At 44.5% G+C, this 18,233-nt stretch carries 16 protein-coding genes and 2 pseudogenes; 13 read left to right on the top strand and 5 right to left on the bottom strand.

Annotation, left to right across the window (positions count from 1 at the left end; translation table 11 throughout):
• From AB204_RS24105 to AB204_RS02915, 11 genes and pseudogenes are all read left to right on the top strand, one after another.
• Positions 1-144, top strand: a pseudogene (locus tag AB204_RS24105) (phage head closure protein); the annotation flags it as partial.
• Positions 137-439, top strand: a complete 303-nt coding sequence (locus AB204_RS02960; RefSeq protein ID WP_047961892.1) for a head-tail connector protein — start codon at positions 137-139, stop codon at positions 437-439. The pseudogene AB204_RS24105 and the gene AB204_RS02960, both read left to right, overlap by 8 nt.
• Complete coding sequence (locus AB204_RS02955; RefSeq protein WP_047961891.1) at positions 439-870, top strand: HNH endonuclease; 432 nt, start codon at positions 439-441, stop codon at positions 868-870. The genes AB204_RS02960 and AB204_RS02955 overlap by 1 nt, the downstream gene beginning before the upstream one ends.
• A 135-nt stretch (positions 871-1,005) precedes the next feature.
• Positions 1,006-1,365: a phage terminase small subunit P27 family gene (locus AB204_RS02950; protein ID WP_047961890.1), complete on the top strand. Its 360-nt coding sequence runs from the start codon at positions 1,006-1,008 to the stop codon at positions 1,363-1,365.
• Between the two features lie 11 nt (positions 1,366-1,376).
• Positions 1,377-3,038 carry a terminase large subunit gene (locus AB204_RS02945; RefSeq protein ID WP_047961889.1) on the top strand — a complete coding sequence of 554 codons (1,662 nt, stop codon included), beginning with the start codon at positions 1,377-1,379 and terminating at the stop codon, positions 3,036-3,038.
• Between the two features lie 277 nt (positions 3,039-3,315).
• A complete protein-coding gene (locus AB204_RS02940) occupies positions 3,316-3,576 on the top strand; it encodes a helix-turn-helix domain-containing protein (protein WP_047961888.1) in 261 nt (86 codons plus the stop codon).
• Between the two features lie 426 nt (positions 3,577-4,002).
• A complete protein-coding gene (dnaB, locus tag AB204_RS02935; RefSeq protein WP_047961887.1) occupies positions 4,003-5,412 on the top strand; it encodes a replicative DNA helicase in 1,410 nt (469 codons plus the stop codon).
• Between the two features lie 112 nt (positions 5,413-5,524).
• Positions 5,525-6,604, top strand: coding sequence for an alanine racemase (gene alr, locus AB204_RS02930; RefSeq protein WP_047961886.1), 1,080 nt, complete (start codon positions 5,525-5,527; stop codon positions 6,602-6,604).
• A 189-nt stretch (positions 6,605-6,793) separates the two neighbouring features.
• Positions 6,794-7,987, top strand: coding sequence for an amino acid aminotransferase (locus AB204_RS02925; RefSeq protein ID WP_047961885.1), 1,194 nt, complete (start codon positions 6,794-6,796; stop codon positions 7,985-7,987).
• Between the two features lie 584 nt (positions 7,988-8,571).
• On the top strand, positions 8,572-9,303 hold the full coding sequence (locus AB204_RS02920) for an RNA ligase family protein (protein ID WP_047961884.1): 732 nt from the start codon (positions 8,572-8,574) through the stop codon (positions 9,301-9,303).
• Positions 9,300-10,424, top strand: a complete 1,125-nt coding sequence (locus tag AB204_RS02915) for an AAA family ATPase (RefSeq protein WP_047961883.1) — start codon at positions 9,300-9,302, stop codon at positions 10,422-10,424. The genes AB204_RS02920 and AB204_RS02915 overlap by 4 nt, the downstream gene beginning before the upstream one ends.
• A gap of 94 nt (positions 10,425-10,518) precedes the next feature.
• Here AB204_RS02915 and AB204_RS02910 read toward each other — a convergent pair whose 3' ends face one another.
• The 3 genes from AB204_RS02910 to uvrA form a co-directional block, all read right to left on the bottom strand.
• The gene (locus tag AB204_RS02910; RefSeq protein ID WP_047961882.1) at positions 10,519-11,085 is read right to left on the bottom strand and encodes a disulfide bond formation protein B; all 567 of its coding nucleotides are present in this window, start codon (positions 11,083-11,085) and stop codon (positions 10,519-10,521) included.
• A gap of 13 nt (positions 11,086-11,098) precedes the next feature.
• Entirely contained in the window at positions 11,099-11,257 is a 159-nt protein-coding gene (locus tag AB204_RS22990) for a DUF5993 family protein (RefSeq protein WP_167336737.1), read from the bottom strand.
• 253 nt (positions 11,258-11,510) lie between these two features.
• Complete coding sequence (gene uvrA / locus AB204_RS02900) at positions 11,511-14,342, bottom strand: excinuclease ABC subunit UvrA (RefSeq protein WP_047961881.1); 2,832 nt, start codon at positions 14,340-14,342, stop codon at positions 11,511-11,513.
• 250 nt (positions 14,343-14,592) lie between these two features.
• Here uvrA and ssb1 point away from each other — a divergent pair, with 250 nt between their 5' ends.
• On the top strand, positions 14,593-15,117 hold the full coding sequence (ssb1, locus tag AB204_RS02895; protein WP_047961880.1) for a single-stranded DNA-binding protein SSB1: 525 nt from the start codon (positions 14,593-14,595) through the stop codon (positions 15,115-15,117).
• A gap of 55 nt (positions 15,118-15,172) precedes the next feature.
• Here the strand turns inward: ssb1 and AB204_RS23365 are convergent.
• Together AB204_RS23365 and AB204_RS02890 are read right to left on the bottom strand one after the other, a co-directional pair.
• Positions 15,173-15,316 (bottom strand): annotated as a pseudogene (locus tag AB204_RS23365) (IS1 family transposase); the annotation flags it as partial.
• Positions 15,317-15,361: 45 nt separating this feature from the next.
• Entirely contained in the window at positions 15,362-17,110 is a 1,749-nt protein-coding gene (locus AB204_RS02890) for a beta-ketoacyl synthase (protein WP_235428015.1), read from the bottom strand.
• A 151-nt stretch (positions 17,111-17,261) separates the two neighbouring features.
• Here AB204_RS02890 and AB204_RS02885 point away from each other — a divergent pair, with 151 nt between their 5' ends.
• Positions 17,262-18,230 (top strand): GlxA family transcriptional regulator, encoded by a 969-nt coding sequence (locus tag AB204_RS02885; protein WP_047961878.1) that lies wholly within the window; start codon positions 17,262-17,264, stop codon positions 18,228-18,230.
• Positions 18,231-18,233 lie beyond the last annotated feature (3 nt).

Below are 18,233 nucleotides of genomic sequence, written 5' to 3'. Positions count from 1 at the left end.
CCGTGCTATATCACCACCGCAAACCGTATCTTCTATCAGGGTGACAGTACCAACGGTCAATTGTTTAACATTGTGGCAGTTATCCCCGATCCCCAACATACCCGCTTAGAGTTGCTTTGTAAGGGAGGCTTATTGAATGGATAAAATGGTTATTCCCCTGAATGAAATCAAACAGCATTGCCGGATAGATGAAAGCAATACGCTTGAAGATGAACTGCTTAAGGGCTATGCCGAGGCTGCACTAGAAGTCTGCCAGCAACATATCGGTAAGCGATTTGAAGAGGGCTTGATATTCAATCCTGCTATCAAAGTGGGCTGTTTACTGTATATCGGCTTGCTGTATGAGAATCGAGCGATGGCGACAGACATTGAGCTTAAAGAAGTGCCGTTCTCTATCAAGTCATTGTGGTCTGTCTATCGTGATGTGGGGATCTACTAATGCCGTGGCAACCATTAAAGCGCTGTAGCTATCCGGGATGTAAGCAACGGGTAAAGTCGGGTCGCTGTGTGGAGCATCAACGAGAAGCCAGACGGCAACAGGACAAGCAGCGAGGCACACGTACCGAACGTGGCTACAGTAACCGATGGGGCAAATATAGACTGATGTACCTCAAGGCTAATCCGTTATGTGTCCACTGCCTCACGCAGAACAGCTATACACCTGCAACCATCGTTGACCACATCATACCGATAGACGGTGACAGTGATGTGCTGTTTTGGCCTGACTTCAATCATCAAGCCCTGTGCCATGGCTGCCATAACCGTAAGACCGTGCAGACAGACCCGGCAACCAAACAGCGGCGTAAGAATGGTGAGTATCGGGAACGGGAAGCAGAGGCGGCAAAGCGTCGTGATTGGTTGATTGAATGATAATAACACAATGAGATAACTAGGTGGGGGTATCAAAAATGACAAACGCCCCGCTAAAAAGAACCGCCGCCTCCTCAAATTTTTATGCACGGTACTTTTTTCAATAGCAGTAATCTTCATAGGAAACAATATATTATGGCAAGAGCACCCAAACCCCCTGAGTATTTAAATGATATCGCCGCGCAGCAATGGAAATCGAAAGCAAAAATCCTTAACGAACGTGACGACCTCAGCCCGGCTGACTGGAACAACCTAGAACTGTATTGCGTCAACTATGCGATTTACCGTAAAGCCGTGGCCGATATTGAAGTGCGCGGGTTCGCGGTGGAAGGTTCACGCGGCGCAGCAACCAGTAACCCGTCATTGAAAGCGAAAGCGGATGCCGAAAAAATCATGATAAAAATGTCGTCACTGCTGGGCTTTGATCCGGTATCCCGCCGTCGAAATCCGGTCGAAAGCGACGAGCCTGATGATTTAGACGCACTGATTGCCTGATGAGACAGCCTATGAACGCATGGGAGCAGTACGCTTTTGATGTCGAAAATGGCACTATTCCAGCCTGTAAGCGTCTGAAACAGGCCGTGAAACGCTACTATAACAACCGGAATAACCCGCTTTATACGTTCGATACCGAAGTGGTAGAGCGTTTTATTGGCTTTTCCCGCCTCTGCCCCCACGTCAAAGGCCACTTGCGCGGTAAGCCCATCATGCTTGAGCCGTGGCAGCAATTCGCCTTTGCTAATCTGCTCGGCTTCAAAGTGAAGGCCACAGGTCGCCGGAAATACCGTAGTGCCTATATTCAGGTGCCACGAAAAAATGCCAAATCTACGGTTGCTGCAATGTTGGCGAACTGGTTCTTGGTCATGGAACAGGGACAGCAGGATATTTACACCGCCGCCGTGAGCCGGGATCAGGCGCGTATTGTGTTTGATGATGCCCGCCAGATGTGCCTGTTATCCAAACCCCTCAAGAAACGGGTCGCTATCCAGCAACACAAAGTGACTTATGCAAAGAGTAACAGCCTGCTAAAGCCACTGGCAGCCAAAGCCTCAACGATTGAAGGAACCAACCCCAGTCTGGCTATTGTCGATGAGTACCATTTGCACCCGGATAATGCGGTTTACTCTGCCCTTGAGCTGGGGATGGGCGCACGTCCCGAAGGTATTCTGTTTGCCATTACTACGGCAGGCAGTAACGTGATATCCGCCTGTAAGCAGCACTATGATTATTGCTGTCAGATACTGGCAGGCGAAGAGCAAAACGCTTCCCTGTTCGCCCTGATATACGAACTGGACGACGAGAACGAGATTGATGATGAATCACTCTGGATAAAAGCCAATCCGAATCTCAATGTGTCAGTCGATAGCGCTGCGCTGCATGACACCATTCAGAAAGCACGGGGCATCCCGTCACAATGGACAGAGATGTTAACCAAACGCTTTAATATCTGGTGTCAGGGTGAAACGCCGTGGATGGGCGACGGCGCATGGAAAGCCTGCCAGACAGAATACGATGAAAGCGACCTCAAAGGTTTGGAGTGTTACGCTGGGTTAGATTTGTCCTCAACAGGCGATATCACCAGCATTTGTTACACGTTCCCCGTGGACAATAAGCTGTTATTACTGACCCGCCACTACCTGCCCGAAGCACAGTTACAGAATCCGGCCAACAAGAATCGGGCAATCTATCGGCAATGGGCACAAATGGGCTGGATACGCATAACACCGGGCGATTGCATAGATTATGACCGTATCCGTGATGATATTCTCAGCGACAGCCAGCACTTTGATATCAAACTGGTGGGCTTCGACACATGGAACGCCACACACTTACGCACTCAGCTACAGGGCGCAGGGCTGGACGTTGAGCCGTTCCCGCAAACCTATATGCGGTTTAGCCCGGTAGCGAAATCCGCTGAGGTGTTCGTGAATCGCAAAGTCATTCGTCACAACGGCGATCCGGTGCTGGCATGGGCGCTGTCTAATGTGGTGATGGAAACCGATGCTAACGCCAATATCAAGCCGAACAAAAAGAAGTCTGCGAATAAGATAGACCCGGCAATTGCATTCTTGATGAGTTTTGGTACATGGCAAGCCGAGCATGAAGACTTTGCATTTACCTTAAGTGATGAACAGCAGCAGCGACTGGCTAACTTTGATGGGATATAACGTAAAAAGGTAAGCGCTTTTACTGATTCGCATATTGAACCCGATAAACCAATCAGTTAAAGTAGCCATGCCATTAGCAAAATCTAATGGTCAAGGCGTCGCGGCCTTGTTAAGAACCATCCACTGGTAGGAAGTTTCTGCCAGTGTGCTTGCTATCGCCCTTTCAATGGCGGTTCAGGTAGGGAAGGCTAACGCCTTGCCGGAAGATGGTTCCCGGTCCGCGAACCCTGCCTTGAATCGCCACCATCAATATTAATTAATGGAAGGGGTAGCAGGAATGAATAACAACATCAGAAATGACTGGCATCAAGCCGATATTATTGCTGCATTACGTAAACGTGGTACAACCTTAGCGGCTGTTTCTCGTGAAGCGGGACTCAGTTCATCTACACTGGCAAATACGCTTAGCCGTCCGTGGCCTAAAGGCGAATGGATTATTGCTAACTATCTCGAAATACATCCCTCTGAAATATGGCCTAGTCGATATTTTGATATGGACGGTCAGCTTATTGAGCGTAAGGTTCGAGACAAATCATAAAAATAGTCAGTTCTCACTTGCAAATCACCGGGAAGATAGCCGTAACGGGGTATCTTCTCACTGGCAGTAACATTCTCTCCTGTCACCTCGATAGCTCCCGCCGAAGTGCGTTGCAATCTCTCACAAGGCCAGAACTCTTAGTTTATTGCTCCAGTTTTATTGATCACAAATTCACTTTCATTCTTTCTTTTCTTTCACAGTGTTTTTATCTTATGCTTTGTTTATAGGTTTGTTCAGTGTTCTATGTATAAACAATTATATAAACAAACGAAAACAAACGCGTTATAAAATGAGGATTATTTATTCAATATCAATCAGTTGTGTTTTAATTACAAGTATAGACTATATATAATTACTCAAGGCTGTTTTCATGGCGTATACTGATGCGCTATTTCGTTTTTTGTTTAGTGGATTGACGCGGTATACATGGCTGGAAAAAAACCAACTAACAACAGTATGGCTGAACCAAAAGATCGCCAAATGGAAGGGCTGAAACTTCCACCACACTCTTTGGAAGCAGAGCAATCCGTGTTGGGCGGTTTGATGCTGGATAATGAACGTTGGGACAATGTTTCTGAGCGGGTTACCAGCAATGACTTTTTCAGCCGACCACACAGGCGTATTTTTTCTGAAATGCAGCGTTTACTCGAAACGGGTAAACCTATCGACCTGATTACGTTATCGGAATCTCTTGAACAGAATGGCGAGCTTGATAAGGTAGGTGGATTCGCCTATCTGGCAGAGTTGTCAAAAAATACCCCAAGTGCTGCGAATATCAACGCTTATGCCGATATTGTCCGCGAACGTGCGGTGGTGCGCGATATGATCGCGGTGGCAAATGAAATTGCAGATGCGGGTTACGATCCGCAGGGGCGGACTAGCGAAGAGCTCTTGGATCTGGCTGAATCACGGGTATTCCAGATTGCAGAAAACCGGGCAAGTAAAGATGAAGGCCCGAAAGGTATTGAACAGATCCTTGAAGAAACCGTTGAGCGAATTGAACAACTCTATCAGCGTCCGCATGATGGTGTGACAGGCGTTTCTACAGGCTATCAGGATCTGGATAAAAAAACGGCTGGTTTACAAAAATCAGATCTCGTTATTGTGGCAGCGCGTCCTTCAATGGGTAAAACTACCTTTGCGATGAACCTGTGTGAGAACGCAGCGATGATGCAGGATAAGCCAGTCCTGATTTTCAGCCTTGAGATGCCCGGTAATCAGATCATGATGCGTATGTTGGCATCCCTTTCTCGCGTGGATCAAACGCGCATTCGTACCGGTCAACTTGATGATGAAGATTGGGCACGGATTTCCAGTACCATGGGGATTTTGCTGGAAAAACGTAATATGTATATCGATGATTCATCCGGTTTGACGCCGACAGAAGTACGTTCCCGTGCGCGACGGGTTTTCCGTGAGCATGGCGGGCTTAGTTTGATTATGATCGATTACCTGCAATTGATGCGAGTCCCCTCTTTATCTGATAACCGGACACTGGAAATTGCCGAAATATCACGCTCATTGAAAGCATTGGCAAAAGAACTCCAAGTGCCGGTTGTTGCTCTCTCCCAGCTTAACCGTAGTTTGGAACAGCGAGCTGATAAACGTCCGGTTAACTCCGACCTGCGTGAATCAGGCTCTATCGAACAGGATGCTGACTTGATCATGTTTATCTATCGTGACGAAGTTTATCACGACAACAGTGAACTGAAAGGCGTAGCAGAAATCATTCTTGGTAAACAGCGTAACGGTCCGATAGGGACGGTAAGGCTGACGTTTAATGGCCAATGGTCACGGTTCGATAACTATGCAGGGCCAAACTATAGCGACGAATAATTCTGGTGCCTATCGTTCATATTCAAATGACCTGAAATAAGCAGCGTCCAAAATAATGGGGATAGGCTTTTAATTACCACTCTTGATCGGAAAATCATAAAAAGGGGACGAAATGAAAGCGGCAACTGCTGTTATCGACCGCCGCGCTCTGCGACATAATCTGCAACAGGTTAGAGTACAAGCTCCTGACAGTAAACTGATTGCAGTTGTGAAAGCAAACGCCTATGGACATGGTTTATTAGAAACTGCGTACACAATGGAAGACGCTGATTGTTTCGGCGTTGCCCGGATTGGGGAAGCTCTCGCGCTGCGTAGTGGCGGGATCGGCAAGCCGATTTTGCTATTGGAGGGTTTTTTTGAGGCGGCAGATTTGCCCGTTCTGGTCGTCAACCACATTGAAACTATAGTCCACAGCATTGAGCAGCTCGAAGCATTAGAGCAGGCGGATTTGCCCCATCCGATTAAAGTGTGGATGAAACTGGATACAGGCATGCACCGTCTGGGCATCAGGATTGATGAAGCAGAAGAATTTTATCAACGCCTGAGCCGTTGCCATAACGTCGAACAACCCGTGAATATCATCAGTCATTTCAGCCGTGCAGATGAACCTACCGTAGAAACTACCCAACATCAAATTGATTGCTTTATGACATTTATTGCGGATAAATCTGGTGAAAAATCCATAGCCGCATCAGGTGGAATTTTATTGTGGCCACAAGCCCATTTGGATTGGGTTCGCCCTGGTATCATGATGTACGGAGCTTCGCCGATAGAGGGTAAAACAGCGGCTGATTTCAATTTAATTCCTGCTATGACACTAAAATCCAATTTGATTGCCGTGCGTAAACATAAAGCGGGTGAATCAGTGGGATATGGTGGTACGTGGAATAGTGAACGCGATACTTATCTTGGTGTCGTGGCGATGGGATATGGTGATGGTTATCCCCGTAGCGCACCCGCGGGTACGCCAGTATTCATTAATGGCCGGGAAGTACCACTTGTTGGGCGTGTTTCCATGGATATGATTACCGTAGACTTAGGGCCAGAGTGTCAGGATAAAGTAGGCGATGAAGTTACCCTTTGGGGGAATGCCCTGTTAGTTGAAAAAATAGCCCAACATTCAGGGACTAGCGCTTATGAGTTGATTACGAAACTGACTTCACGTGTTGCGATGGAATATCTAGACGAATAATTCGGTAAGTTATATTGTCTGTCAGTACATTTTCTTATATATACCCACTGTATTTTAAGATGTAGCGCGACGGCGAGGGAATGAATCCCCAGGCACATAGCTAACTGTGTGGTTGAGGTGAATAATCCAGCTCAATAAAACTGCAACTTGGAAGACGACGGGTATATTCAATAACAGGGAGTATGAAAAGTGTTCCAGAATGTTGATGCGTATGCAGGCGATCCTATCCTGTCGTTGATGGAAAAATTTAATAGCGATTCCCGTGCAGAAAAAATTAATTTGAGCATTGGGCTTTACTACGATGAACAAGGCATAACCCCACAATTGCAGGCTGTTGCAGTTGCTGAAGAGCAAATGTGTGCTCTGCCATCATCTGCTTCTCTTTATCTCCCAATGGAAGGATTACTTGCCTATCGTGCGGCAATTCAGGAATTGTTGTTCGGTAAAGATCACCCCTTATTAAATCAGAAACGTGTCGCGACCATTCAAACCGTGGGTGGTTCAGGCGCATTAAAAGTGGGGGCTGATTTTTTACACCGTTATTTCCCTGATTCTGAAGTGTGGTGTAGTGATCCAACATGGGAAAACCATGCCGCTATTTTTGCTGGTGCAGGGATCAAAGTGAATTATTACCCCTATTTTGATGATAAAACTAAAGGGGTAAAATTTGATGAAATGTTGGCAACATTTAAACAATTGCCGGCAAAAAGCATTATTTTGATGCATCCTTGCTGCCATAATCCAACGGGGTCTGATTTAAACAATGACCAATGGGATCAGGTAGTGCAAGTTGCCAAAGAGAAGGCATTGATTCCCTTCCTCGATATTGCTTATCAGGGATTTGCAGATGGCATGGAGGAAGATGCTTATGCAATCCGGGCAATGGCAAATGCCGAATTACCTTGTTTGGTCAGTAATTCATTCTCAAAAATATTTTCACTGTATGGTGAGCGTGTTGGTGGTCTATCCGTTATTGGTGATGATGCAAAAGTAACTGAACGTATCTTGGGCCAATTAAAGGCGAGTGTGCGACGCATTTACTCCAGCCCGCCAAATTTTGGTGCTCAGGTTGTAGCAAGAGTATTAAGTACCCCTGAATTAAAAACTCAGTGGCTGGAAGAAGTTGAACAGATGCGCTTGCGTATTCGGGAAATGCGGACAGTGTTGGTCGACGCATTGAAAAAATCCTTGCCAGAGAAAAACTTTGATCATTTGCTGAAACAGCGCGGTATGTTCAGTTATACCGGATTCAGCCAGGAACAGGTCGATCGACTGCGTGAAGAGTTTGGTGTCTATCTGGTCGGTTCTGGTCGTGTTTGCATGGCGGGCGTGAATCATCATAACGTACAGCGCATCGCAGAGGCGTTTGCTGCGGTGAGTTAGTCATTTTATCGTCTGTAAGATTTATAAATTTCCCTTGTTCTAATGATGGGCAGGGGAAATTTCACCAAGTACGCGAATCAAGCAGGTACTACTTGTATACCCTTCGTCTTTCAAGTTGCCTCTTTGTTGGCTGCACTCACTCACCCCAGTCACATAGTTATCTATGCTCCTGGGGATTCGTTCCCTTGCCGCCGCGACGCAACTTGAAATCCATTGGGTATAGAAGGTAAAGAATATCCCGCATAACGATAGAAAATGAGTTTCTATATTACAGATATCTCTGTTATAGCCTAAAATAGAAGATTTTTATTGGTTATTTTTGCTTGAAGTTTGTTCGCCATGTCAATTAATGATGGTTTACTATATAGTGATCAACTGAATTTTTAATACTTCCCTTTCACCTTAATACCTAATCCACTTGAATATTTAACTTAATCTTTTAAAGCCAAAAGATTAACTGAATGGAAATAAAGAAAATGTAATACCCACTCTTGAGCTCTTTCATCAGTTATTAGGATGAACATTAACCCGTAAAGACGCAATTGCGTTTTTATTGCGATAATTATTAAAAGAGTCAAAGCATTATGGATATGCAATCAAGAAAGTATGGTAGAACGTTCCATTACCCGTTCTCGCCAGGCACGACCAGTGACGATCGTATTAATCATCATTGGTGGCAGGATATACAAAACATTAAGCAGCTTGTTCACACAGAAAAGCTGGACGGTGAAAATAATTGCCTGAATAAATATGGTGTATTTGCCCGTTCGCATGCTGCACCAACGCAATCGGCATGGACTCAACAAATTCGCCAGCGTTGGCAGTTGCTGAAAGGTGACTTAGGTGATATTGAGATCTTTGGCGAAAACCTTTATGCCATTCACTCCATTGAATATCGCTATCTTGAAGAATACTTCTTCGTATTTGCTGGGCGCATTAAAGATATCTGGCTCAGTTGGGAAGAAGTAAAATTTTATGCAACATTATTTGATTTTCCGACTGTGCCTGAAATCAACATTCCTGAAATAAGGAATGAATCAGTATTTATGCAAAACATTATTGAAATGGCAAAGCAGGGAAGTTGTTTTTCTTCATGGGATACACAGAACAAAAAATCATGTTCAATGGAAGGCATTGTTAGCCGCGATGCGGGGGAATATTTGGTTACTGATTTTCCACATCATGTCTTTAAATATGTGCGAAAAAATCATGTCAAAACAGATACCCATTGGAAAAGGAACTGGCAAAGAGCACCTCTATATTTTGAATATCTTTCTAATTCGAATAAATGCAGTACGGAAGGAGGAAGGAAATGAGTGGGTTATTCAGCCACAATAAATCGTGGGAAGACTTATCCTCTGCTTTCTCTTTTATCGCTGATATGGATGGGGTTCAGCAAGATCCCATCCATCATGCGGAAGGTGATGTCGCGATCCATACCCAAATGGTATTGTCTGCATTGGAACAATTGCCGGAATATTCCTTACTGACGGCGGAAGAACAGGAAATTCTCTGGACGGCAGCACTGTTACACGATGTAGAGAAACGCAGCACTACACGGGTGGATTGGGACGGACGCATTATTTCTCCGGGGCATGCCCGTAAAGGGGAGCTGTCGACCAGACAAATTTTGTTTCAGCAAATACCTACACCATTTGTAATACGGGAACAAATTGCCGCGCTTGTACGTTTTCATGGGTTACCATTGTGGTTAATGGAAAAACCCAACCCACAAAAGGCATTATTGGCAGCTTCATTGCGTGTTGATACTTATTTGCTGACTTTACTGGCAAAAGCTGATGTATTGGGGCGCATATGTCACGATCCGCAAGAGTTACTCGAGCGTATTGAACTGTTTGAACTTTATTGCCGTGAGCAAGGTTGCTGGCGTAAGCCCCGGGCATTTTCTTCTGGTGAAGCACGATTTCATTACTTTTCCTCTGACAGCGAACAGCCAGACTATCAACCTTATGATGACTACGGTAGCCAAGTGACATTGTTGTGCGGATTGCCGGGTATGGGTAAAGACCACTTTATTCAGCAGTATGGTAAAGGGATATCAGTGATCAGTCTGGACGCGATTCGTCGAGCGCATCAAATTAATCCGGAAGATAAAAATGCCAATGGTTGGGTCGTACAGCAAGCGAAACAGCAAGCCAGAGAAAAACTACGTAGCAGGCAAGATTTTATCTGGAATGCGACTAACTTAACGGGACAAATGCGTCAGCAATTGATCAAGTTGTTTGTGAGTTATAACGCCAGAGTGCGGATTGTTTATATTGAGCAAGATTATAAGCGCTGGCGTCAGCAGAACAATAATCGCCAATATGCGGTACCGGATAAGGTGATGGATAGGATGCTTGATAAACTGGAGGTTCCTGTGCCTGAAGAAGCACATGAAGTCTGCTATTTTATCGATTCTGTGATGTTGAGCTGATAACTTCGAAAAGTATTTCTGAGAGTTTTGTCGAAATTAGAAGGCTGCTGGAATACCGCAGCCTTACTATTCTTATGGCTTTAATATGCAAGGATTATTTTTGCAGTAATTGATAGAACGTTGGGTTGTCATCACATTGTCCGCCGCCACATTCCAATATGGTAGAAACCAGATTAGCCGCGATTAACAATGCGAACAAACCCATGGCAATTTTGCCTAATGTTGGTGGGGTGTATCTTGCCATATCAGTATTGCCGGATTTCAGCGGCATGATAACTGCGATGGCAATAATGGTCAGAATAGATAGGATTGCAGCCCAGGTATAAAAATGTAATCCGAAGAACGTTGAACCATATCCCGTATCTCCCGGCAGGATATGAAGGGAAACCTGACGCATAGCAACGAACCCAGTCACAATACAGCCAAGTATTGAAAGGCTATAATGACCATTTTTTATGCCAAAATAAATATTAAATAAAAATCCGAAACCAATCATGATGATGCCCGCGCGTTGCAATAAGCATAATGGGCAAGGGAGTTCAAAACGTGCTAATTGGTAATAAAATGCGACTATTAAAACTACACTGATACCGAATAGACCAAGGATATTCAAGGCCATCGCTAGGTTAATATTACGTGGTGCTGACATTGTATTATTCATTGTGGCCTCCGATTCAGAAAGAAAGATTCAATGCATCAGTGGCATGATATTTAAACCAGAATACCATGATGATGAATAAAGCGAACCAAAGTACATACGTCAGCTTTTTTTTGCCTGTAATGACGGTGGCAATGATAACCAGTGCGACTAAGAACGGTAAAAACATATACATGTTTAATCTCCATTATGAATTTAAAGCATATGTTATGACATTATGGCATTAGTGCATGAAAAATGTGATTAGTAATAATATTAGATCAACAATAGGATGCTGATTCACGAAAGGTTATTTCGTACGGATTGACTGCCAAAAAATTTTGTTTGGCAGTCATGGGGGTTTTATTGGTTAACAATTTGGTTGAAGGCAGATAAAAACTCCCCACGGCGTGGGGAGGATAGTAAATTATTTTAATTAAGGAAGTAAACTAATCACGTTCAAGTATTGGCTTCAAAAAACGAGCAGTGTGAGATTTCTGACAATTAGCAACTTCTTCTGGTGTTCCCGATACCAGTATTTCACCACCCCCGCTGCCACCTTCAGGGCCAAGATCGACAATCCAGTCAGCGGTTTTGATTACATCCAGATTGTGCTCAATGACGACGATGGTGTTTCCCTGATCCCGCAGTTGATGCAAAACGGACAGTAACTGTTGAATATCTGCGAAATGCAAACCGGTTGTTGGCTCATCAAGGATATACAGCGTTTGGCCTGTACCTCTTTTAGATAATTCCCGTGCCAGTTTTACCCGCTGAGCTTCCCCGCCAGAAAGTGTTGTTGCGGATTGCCCCAGACGAATATAGGAAAGACCGACATCTATCAAGGTTTGCAGTTTACGGGCAAGTGCTGGAACCGCATCGAAAAACTCCCGTGCCTCTTCAATAGTCATACTCAGCACTTCATTAATATTCTTGCCTTTATATTTGACTTCCAGCGTTTCACGGTTGTAACGCTTGCCCTTACATTGATCGCAAGGCACATAAACATCAGGTAAGAAGTGCATCTCAACCTTAATTACACCATCACCTTGACAGGCTTCACAGCGTCCGCCCTTAACGTTGAAACTGAAACGTCCCGGAGTATAACCACGAGCACGGGATTCAGGAACGCCGGCAAATAACTCCCTTACCGGTGTAAATACACCAGTATAAGTAGCAGGGTTTGAACGAGGGGTTCTGCCGATCGGACTTTGGTCGATATCGATCACCTTGTCAAAATGCTCAAGCCCTTGAATATCGATATAAGGCGCTGGGCTAATGTTTGTAGCTCCGTTCAACTGACGCTGTGCGATAGGGAACAACGTATCGTTGATCAGCGTCGATTTACCTGAACCAGAAACGCCCGTAATACAGGTAAACAGGCCAACAGGCAATTTTAATGTCACTTTTTTCAGATTATTGCCTTTTGCACCAATCAATTTCAGCATCTTGTCTGGATCGGCTGGTACACGCTGTTCAGGGATCGCAATTTGGCGTTCACCGCTCAGGAATTTTCCTGTGAGGGATTTCCTGCTTTCCATGATATCGGTGATCGTTCCTTCGGCAACAATCTCGCCGCCATGTACACCCGCACCAGGCCCGATATCAATAATATGGTCAGCCGCACGGATGGCGTCTTCATCGTGTTCGACCACGATAACGGTATTACCCAGATTGCGCAGATGCAGCAAGGTTTCCAGCAAACGCTCATTATCCCGTTGGTGCAGACCAATGGAAGGCTCATCCAGCACATACATCACACCGACAAGGCCAGCGCCAATTTGGCTGGCTAAACGGATACGCTGGGCTTCGCCGCCCGAAAGGGTTTCTGCTGATCGGGAAAGAGTCAGATAATTCAACCCGACATTGACCAAAAATTTCAGGCGATCATGGATTTCTTTCAGGACTTTTTCAGCAATTTTCGCACGTTGTCCACTCAGTTTGATATTTTGGAAAAACTCCATCGCATGACCGATGCTGAAATCTGAAATCTGCGGCAGCGTAGTATTTTCGATAAAGACAAAACGTGCTTCTTTGCGCAATCGGGTTCCCTCACAGGAAACGCAAGAACGATTGCTGATATATTTTGCCAATTCTTCCCGTACTGCACTGGATTCAGTCTCTTTATAGCGGCGTTCCATATTATGCAGAACACCTTCGAAGGGATGATTACGAACGGTTACATCGCCACGATCATTGGTGTATTTAAATTCAACAGATTCTTTGTCTGAGCCGTATAAAACCACTTTCCGAATGGCTGGGCTTAACTGATTGAATGGTGCTTCAATATCGAATTTATAGTGTTCTGCCAGTGATCTCAGCATTTGGAAGTAATAGAAATTACGGCGATCCCAACCACGAATAGCGCCCCCTGCAAGGGAAATATCTTCATTCTGAACAACACGATCAGGATCGAAAAATTGCTGAACCCCTAAGCCGTCACACGTTGGGCAAGCCCCGGCGGGATTGTTGAAAGAAAACAGGCGTGGTTCCAGTTCGCTCATGCTATAGCCACAAATTGAACAGGCAAAATTGGCAGAGAAAACCAATTCTTCGGCTTGCTCATCATCCATATTGGCAATCACAGCCGTGCCGCCGGAAAGCGCCAACGCAGTTTCGAATGATTCTGCCAGTCGCTGAACGAGGTCGGCACGTACTTTGAAGCGATCGATGACTACTTCAATAGTATGTTTTTTCTGCAATTCGAGTTTAGGTGGATCAGAAAGATCACACACTTCACCATCAATACGGGCACGGATATAGCCTTGTGCAGAGAGATTATCCAACAGTTTGGCGTGCTCACCTTTGCGCTCTTTGACAACAGGAGCCAGCAACATCAAGCGTTGGCCTTCCGGTAACGCCAGAACATTATCGACCATCTGACTGATAGTTTGGGCTGCCAGCGTGATATCGTGGTCGGGACAACGCGGCTCACCCACACGTGCAAACAGCAGACGGAGATAATCGTGGATTTCAGTAATCGTCCCGACCGTAGAACGCGGGTTATGGGAAGTAGACTTTTGCTCAATAGAAATGGCGGGGGATAGCCCCTCAATATGGTCGACATCGGGTTTTTCCATCAATGACAAAAACTGGCGGGCATACGCAGAGAGCGATTCAACATAGCGACGCTGACCTTCCGCATACAGGGTATCGAAAGCCAGCGATGACTTGCCAGAGCCAGATAGCCCGGTAATGACTATCAGCTTGTCACGGGGAATTATCAAATTGATATTTTTGAGATTATGGGTGCGGGCGCCCCGAACTTCGATGTTATCCATATACCATTTCCCAGATTATTGACAGTGCAAAATTTGTAAACGCGTTATTATTGCACAAACATTGCTGAATGGATATACAGTATTTAACGGGAAATCATGCTGAAACCAAGACAATGTAAAGTACGATACGCTTCGCAAAGTATAATATAACGATGCTATGTTTAAACTTAATCCTCGCATGGTAAACTACTTTGTTTATAATTAGAGAAGTTTGTTTTTAGCAAAATTCATTTCATCAGGAGTATTCCCAATGGCCAGCAGAGGCGTAAACAAAGTTATTTTAGTGGGTAATTTGGGGCAGGACCCGGAAGTTCGCTATATGCCGAATGGCGGTGCAGTCGCAAACATTACTCTGGCAACGTCTGAGAGCTGGCGTGACAAGCAAACCGGTGAGATGAGAGAGAAAACCGAATGGCACCGTGTGGTACTTTTCGGCAAACTGGCAGAAGTGGCGGGTGAATATCTGCGTAAAGGTTCTCAGGTTTATATCGAAGGTTCTTTGCAGACTCGTAAATGGCAGGATCAGAGCGGCCAAGACCGTTACACCACTGAAATCGTGGTAAACGTTGGCGGCACCATGCAGATGCTGGGCGGCCGTGGCAATGCAGGGCAAGAAGCGCCTATGCAGCAAAGCGGCGGTTGGGGACAACCACAGCAGCCACAAGCATCTCAGCAATTCAGCGGCGGCGCTCCATCTCGTCCGGCACAGTCTCCGTCTCCTGCGCCACAGAGTAATGAGCCACCAATGGATTTCGATGATGATATTCCGTTTTAAGGAAGATTTTAGAACAATACATAATATGTAAGAAGAGGCTCCTTGAATAAGGAGCTTTTTTTAAGACAATGTCCCATCCTAAATAAGGTTGACACTTTTTATTCCCGACGAATGACCATATTTCGTCAACTTTACAAACAAATTCAATTTCAACTTCCCCCAGTGGTAAGGTCGTTACACATCGTGGCTGGAGTTTTTTAAACACGTGGTTCATTACTAAACCCTATCCCAATCAATACTCCCCTCATAAAAACTCACTAAACTCATCAGCATTAGGCATCTTTATAGATTGTTTGACTCCATTAAATCTTATTTCCTGACGTGAAAGCTGGATATCTGATCCTTGCAGCACGGCATTACCGAAATTGTAAATAACGGACTCTTCACCGCGACAAATTGCCTGATCTTGCTCTTCACTTCTGCGTTTAACTATTTCATTGCGTTTGTAGTAGGTACTGATGGAAGCGCTGCCGTGTTTTTTATCCAGCATCTGCATGGTTTTTTGTGGAGATAAAACAACGGCGCTTGCGTTATTACCGCCGAATCCTTTTGCATTAAGAATGGTGGCTTTCATATCTTCACCACGTTCACCAACAAACTTATTCCGCATCAAGATGTTTAGATTGGAGGCATGCACATCCTCGGCAATGTGATCAATCGTCGTAATTCCCGGAATCCAGCCATATTGCCAAACACCTAAAGCGTTAGCTAATAGATCTCCTGCGGCGGCGGAAATGGAGTGTCCAAGATGCGCTTTAATGGCGGTGATATCCCAATTATTGAGTCCAAAAACCTTAGCAACTTCATTAATAATATGGCTTTCGGTAACTCTGTTTTGCGGTGTTCCGGTTCCATGTGCCTGCACGTAGGAATACTGCAATTTCCCATCCAATAAATGGTTAGCAAGAGAGGCAGCTTTCATCATGGTGATGTAATTGCCTATTCCCGGTGAAGAGATTGATTTTTTGTTCGCATCTGCATTAACAAAAACATCCGGCACAGAACCAAGGATATTCGCACCACATTGCAAGGCCAAATCATCACTCATCAGCAGCACAAATTGTGTTGATTCTGCAAGGGTAAACCCAACATTGGTTGAAAATGGGCGACTGGTACGACGATGGTTAACGATATCGGTTCCATCAAGCTTGCAGAGTTGATGATCTTCGGCAAGTGCCCCCATAGCCTTAAATCCTTCAATGACTTCGGGGATGATAGGCGCTTCCGCACACCCAATTAAACAAACCTTGGCCTTGCCCTGCTTAATGTCATTGATGCCCTGTTTGAGGTTATAGAGGAAACTTGCACAGGCCCCCAAACTTGCTGCGGTAGTACCAAGGTTGTTGATAATGTAACTATTAATGAAATCAGCCGGCATATCTGGCAGAGAAAGGGGAAGCATTTTGGAACTGGCACGTGAACCATTCAATGGATTGCCGATTAATCCTGCCATTGAAAATTGATCTATTTGACCTAGTGCACTGCTGGCATAAACCGAAATCTGATCAGGTTCTACCAACGCAGTAATATCTGACCATGGCATCCCTATCGAATTTAATAAATCCGAAGCGCCATAAACGGTTAAGCGTAAGCCACGTGGATGGTGGTTGGCGTTATATAAATCGCCAATTTCAAATCCTTCTGGTAATTGCCCTGCGCTAGTGACAAAAAGAGGTGTATATGTGGTCTTCAATAATCTTTCTGAGTTATTTTCAATATCAGTGATTATCCGGTTCTTCAGCATCTTTTGGGGGTCGAACTGAGTGATTCGTCTTATCAATGTTCCGTTTTTGGCGCGTTCAATATGGGCTGCTGTAATAGATTCTGAATCTTTGATAATCCCCATCCGATTGCATAAATCAGCCCATGTGTTTTGCATGGTTTCATCTTTGAGACTATCTGACACAATGCGTTTATAGCCGTGGAATCCAGAACTTCTTCCTGCTGCATTGATGCCACCCAAACCAACAATTACAGGTAATTTACTCATCATGAACTCCAAAAGGTTTTTATTGGAGTCTATCAGTTAGAATAATTTATGAACACTGACATTCATGTCATTAAAACTCAGAATATGGTCATCATATCTTTCATTTGGAAATGAAATAGGGGTATATAGACTGGCGCAATATGTGGAGGTAAGAATGAGAATAGCGTTTGTTTTATATGATAAGGCATTGCAAAGTGGGATAACTTTGGCATCGGATATGTTAAACAGTGCGAGTAATTTGAGAAGCCGAAAACAGCAGAGAGAAGAACCTCTCCATATGTCTGTTATTGGTGATTTAACAAAAAATAATGAACAGATTACTCTGCATTCTCATTATCGGTTTTCAGATCCGGTGAGTTTTGATTTAGTGTTTCTGCCACCCATGTGGGGAAATCCACTCGCTTCTATGGCGGGTAGAGAAGATATTCTGGAGTGGTTGCGTCGACAACAGGAAAATCAGGCTGTTATCGTTGCGACAGGAACGGGGGTATGTTGGTTGGCGAAAGCGGGGTTGCTTGAAGAAAAAACAGCGACGACTCATTGGTATTTTTATGACAAATTTGAACGTCATTTTCCAACGGTAGATGTGAACCGTAAAGCAAGTATCACCTATTGTGACAATATTTATTGTGTCAGGAGTATTAATTCCCAAACAGAACTGCTTGTTTATCTGATTGCCCAGCTTTTCGGTATTCCAATTGCTGAGGTTATTGAAAAACATTTTTTGCATGAAGTATCAAATTTCCAATCAGAACCGTTTTTTCAGATTGGAGGTAATACGCAATTTGATGAAATGGTATCGATAGCACAAGACTATATTAAGCAGCATATTGATTCACCTATCACTATTAAAGATATTGCCGCTTATGTTGGTGTATCGGAAAGTACCTTGCTGCGCAAGTTTAAAGGGCAAGTTGGCGTCTCACCACATAAATACATACTGAACCATCGTTTATTAACTGCCAAACAGTTGTTAACGGATAATAGCTTAAACTTACTGCATATTGCTCTATTAGTAGGATTCAAGGATGCTTATTACTTTAGTAAGGTATTTGAGCAACACTTCAAATTGACGCCGATTGCTTATCGTAAATTGGTAAGAGCGAAAATTTTCCATGCTTAAAAT

Source organism: Xenorhabdus khoisanae (assembly GCF_001037465.1).
Classification (GTDB): domain Bacteria; phylum Pseudomonadota; class Gammaproteobacteria; order Enterobacterales; family Enterobacteriaceae; genus Xenorhabdus; species Xenorhabdus khoisanae.
Note: the sequence above shows the minus strand (reverse complement) of the source record. Positions and strands in the feature narration are given on the sequence as shown.

Bases quoted from the DNA above. Each gene is read 5' to 3' on its own strand.
- AB204_RS02960 (WP_047961892.1), top strand. From the start codon at position 137: ATGGATAAAATGGTTATTCCCCTGAATGAAATCAAACAGCATTGCCGG.
- AB204_RS02955 (WP_047961891.1), top strand. From the start codon at position 439: ATGCCGTGGCAACCATTAAAGCGCTGTAGCTATCCGGGATGTAAGCAA.
- AB204_RS02950 (WP_047961890.1), top strand. From the start codon at position 1,006: ATGGCAAGAGCACCCAAACCCCCTGAGTATTTAAATGATATCGCCGCG.
- AB204_RS02945 (WP_047961889.1), top strand. From the start codon at position 1,377: ATGAACGCATGGGAGCAGTACGCTTTTGATGTCGAAAATGGCACTATT.
- AB204_RS02940 (WP_047961888.1), top strand. From the start codon at position 3,316: ATGAATAACAACATCAGAAATGACTGGCATCAAGCCGATATTATTGCT.
- dnaB (WP_047961887.1), top strand. From the start codon at position 4,003: ATGGCTGGAAAAAAACCAACTAACAACAGTATGGCTGAACCAAAAGAT.
- alr (WP_047961886.1), top strand. From the start codon at position 5,525: ATGAAAGCGGCAACTGCTGTTATCGACCGCCGCGCTCTGCGACATAAT.
- AB204_RS02920 (WP_047961884.1), top strand. From the start codon at position 8,572: ATGGATATGCAATCAAGAAAGTATGGTAGAACGTTCCATTACCCGTTC.
- AB204_RS02915 (WP_047961883.1), top strand. From the start codon at position 9,300: ATGAGTGGGTTATTCAGCCACAATAAATCGTGGGAAGACTTATCCTCT.
- AB204_RS02910 (WP_047961882.1), bottom strand. From the start codon at position 11,085: ATGAATAATACAATGTCAGCACCACGTAATATTAACCTAGCGATGGCC.
- AB204_RS22990 (WP_167336737.1), bottom strand. From the start codon at position 11,257: ATGTATATGTTTTTACCGTTCTTAGTCGCACTGGTTATCATTGCCACC.
- uvrA (WP_047961881.1), bottom strand. From the start codon at position 14,342: ATGGATAACATCGAAGTTCGGGGCGCCCGCACCCATAATCTCAAAAAT.
- ssb1 (WP_047961880.1), top strand. From the start codon at position 14,593: ATGGCCAGCAGAGGCGTAAACAAAGTTATTTTAGTGGGTAATTTGGGG.
- AB204_RS02890 (WP_235428015.1), bottom strand. From the start codon at position 17,110: ATGATGAGTAAATTACCTGTAATTGTTGGTTTGGGTGGCATCAATGCA.
- AB204_RS02885 (WP_047961878.1), top strand. From the start codon at position 17,262: ATGAGAATAGCGTTTGTTTTATATGATAAGGCATTGCAAAGTGGGATA.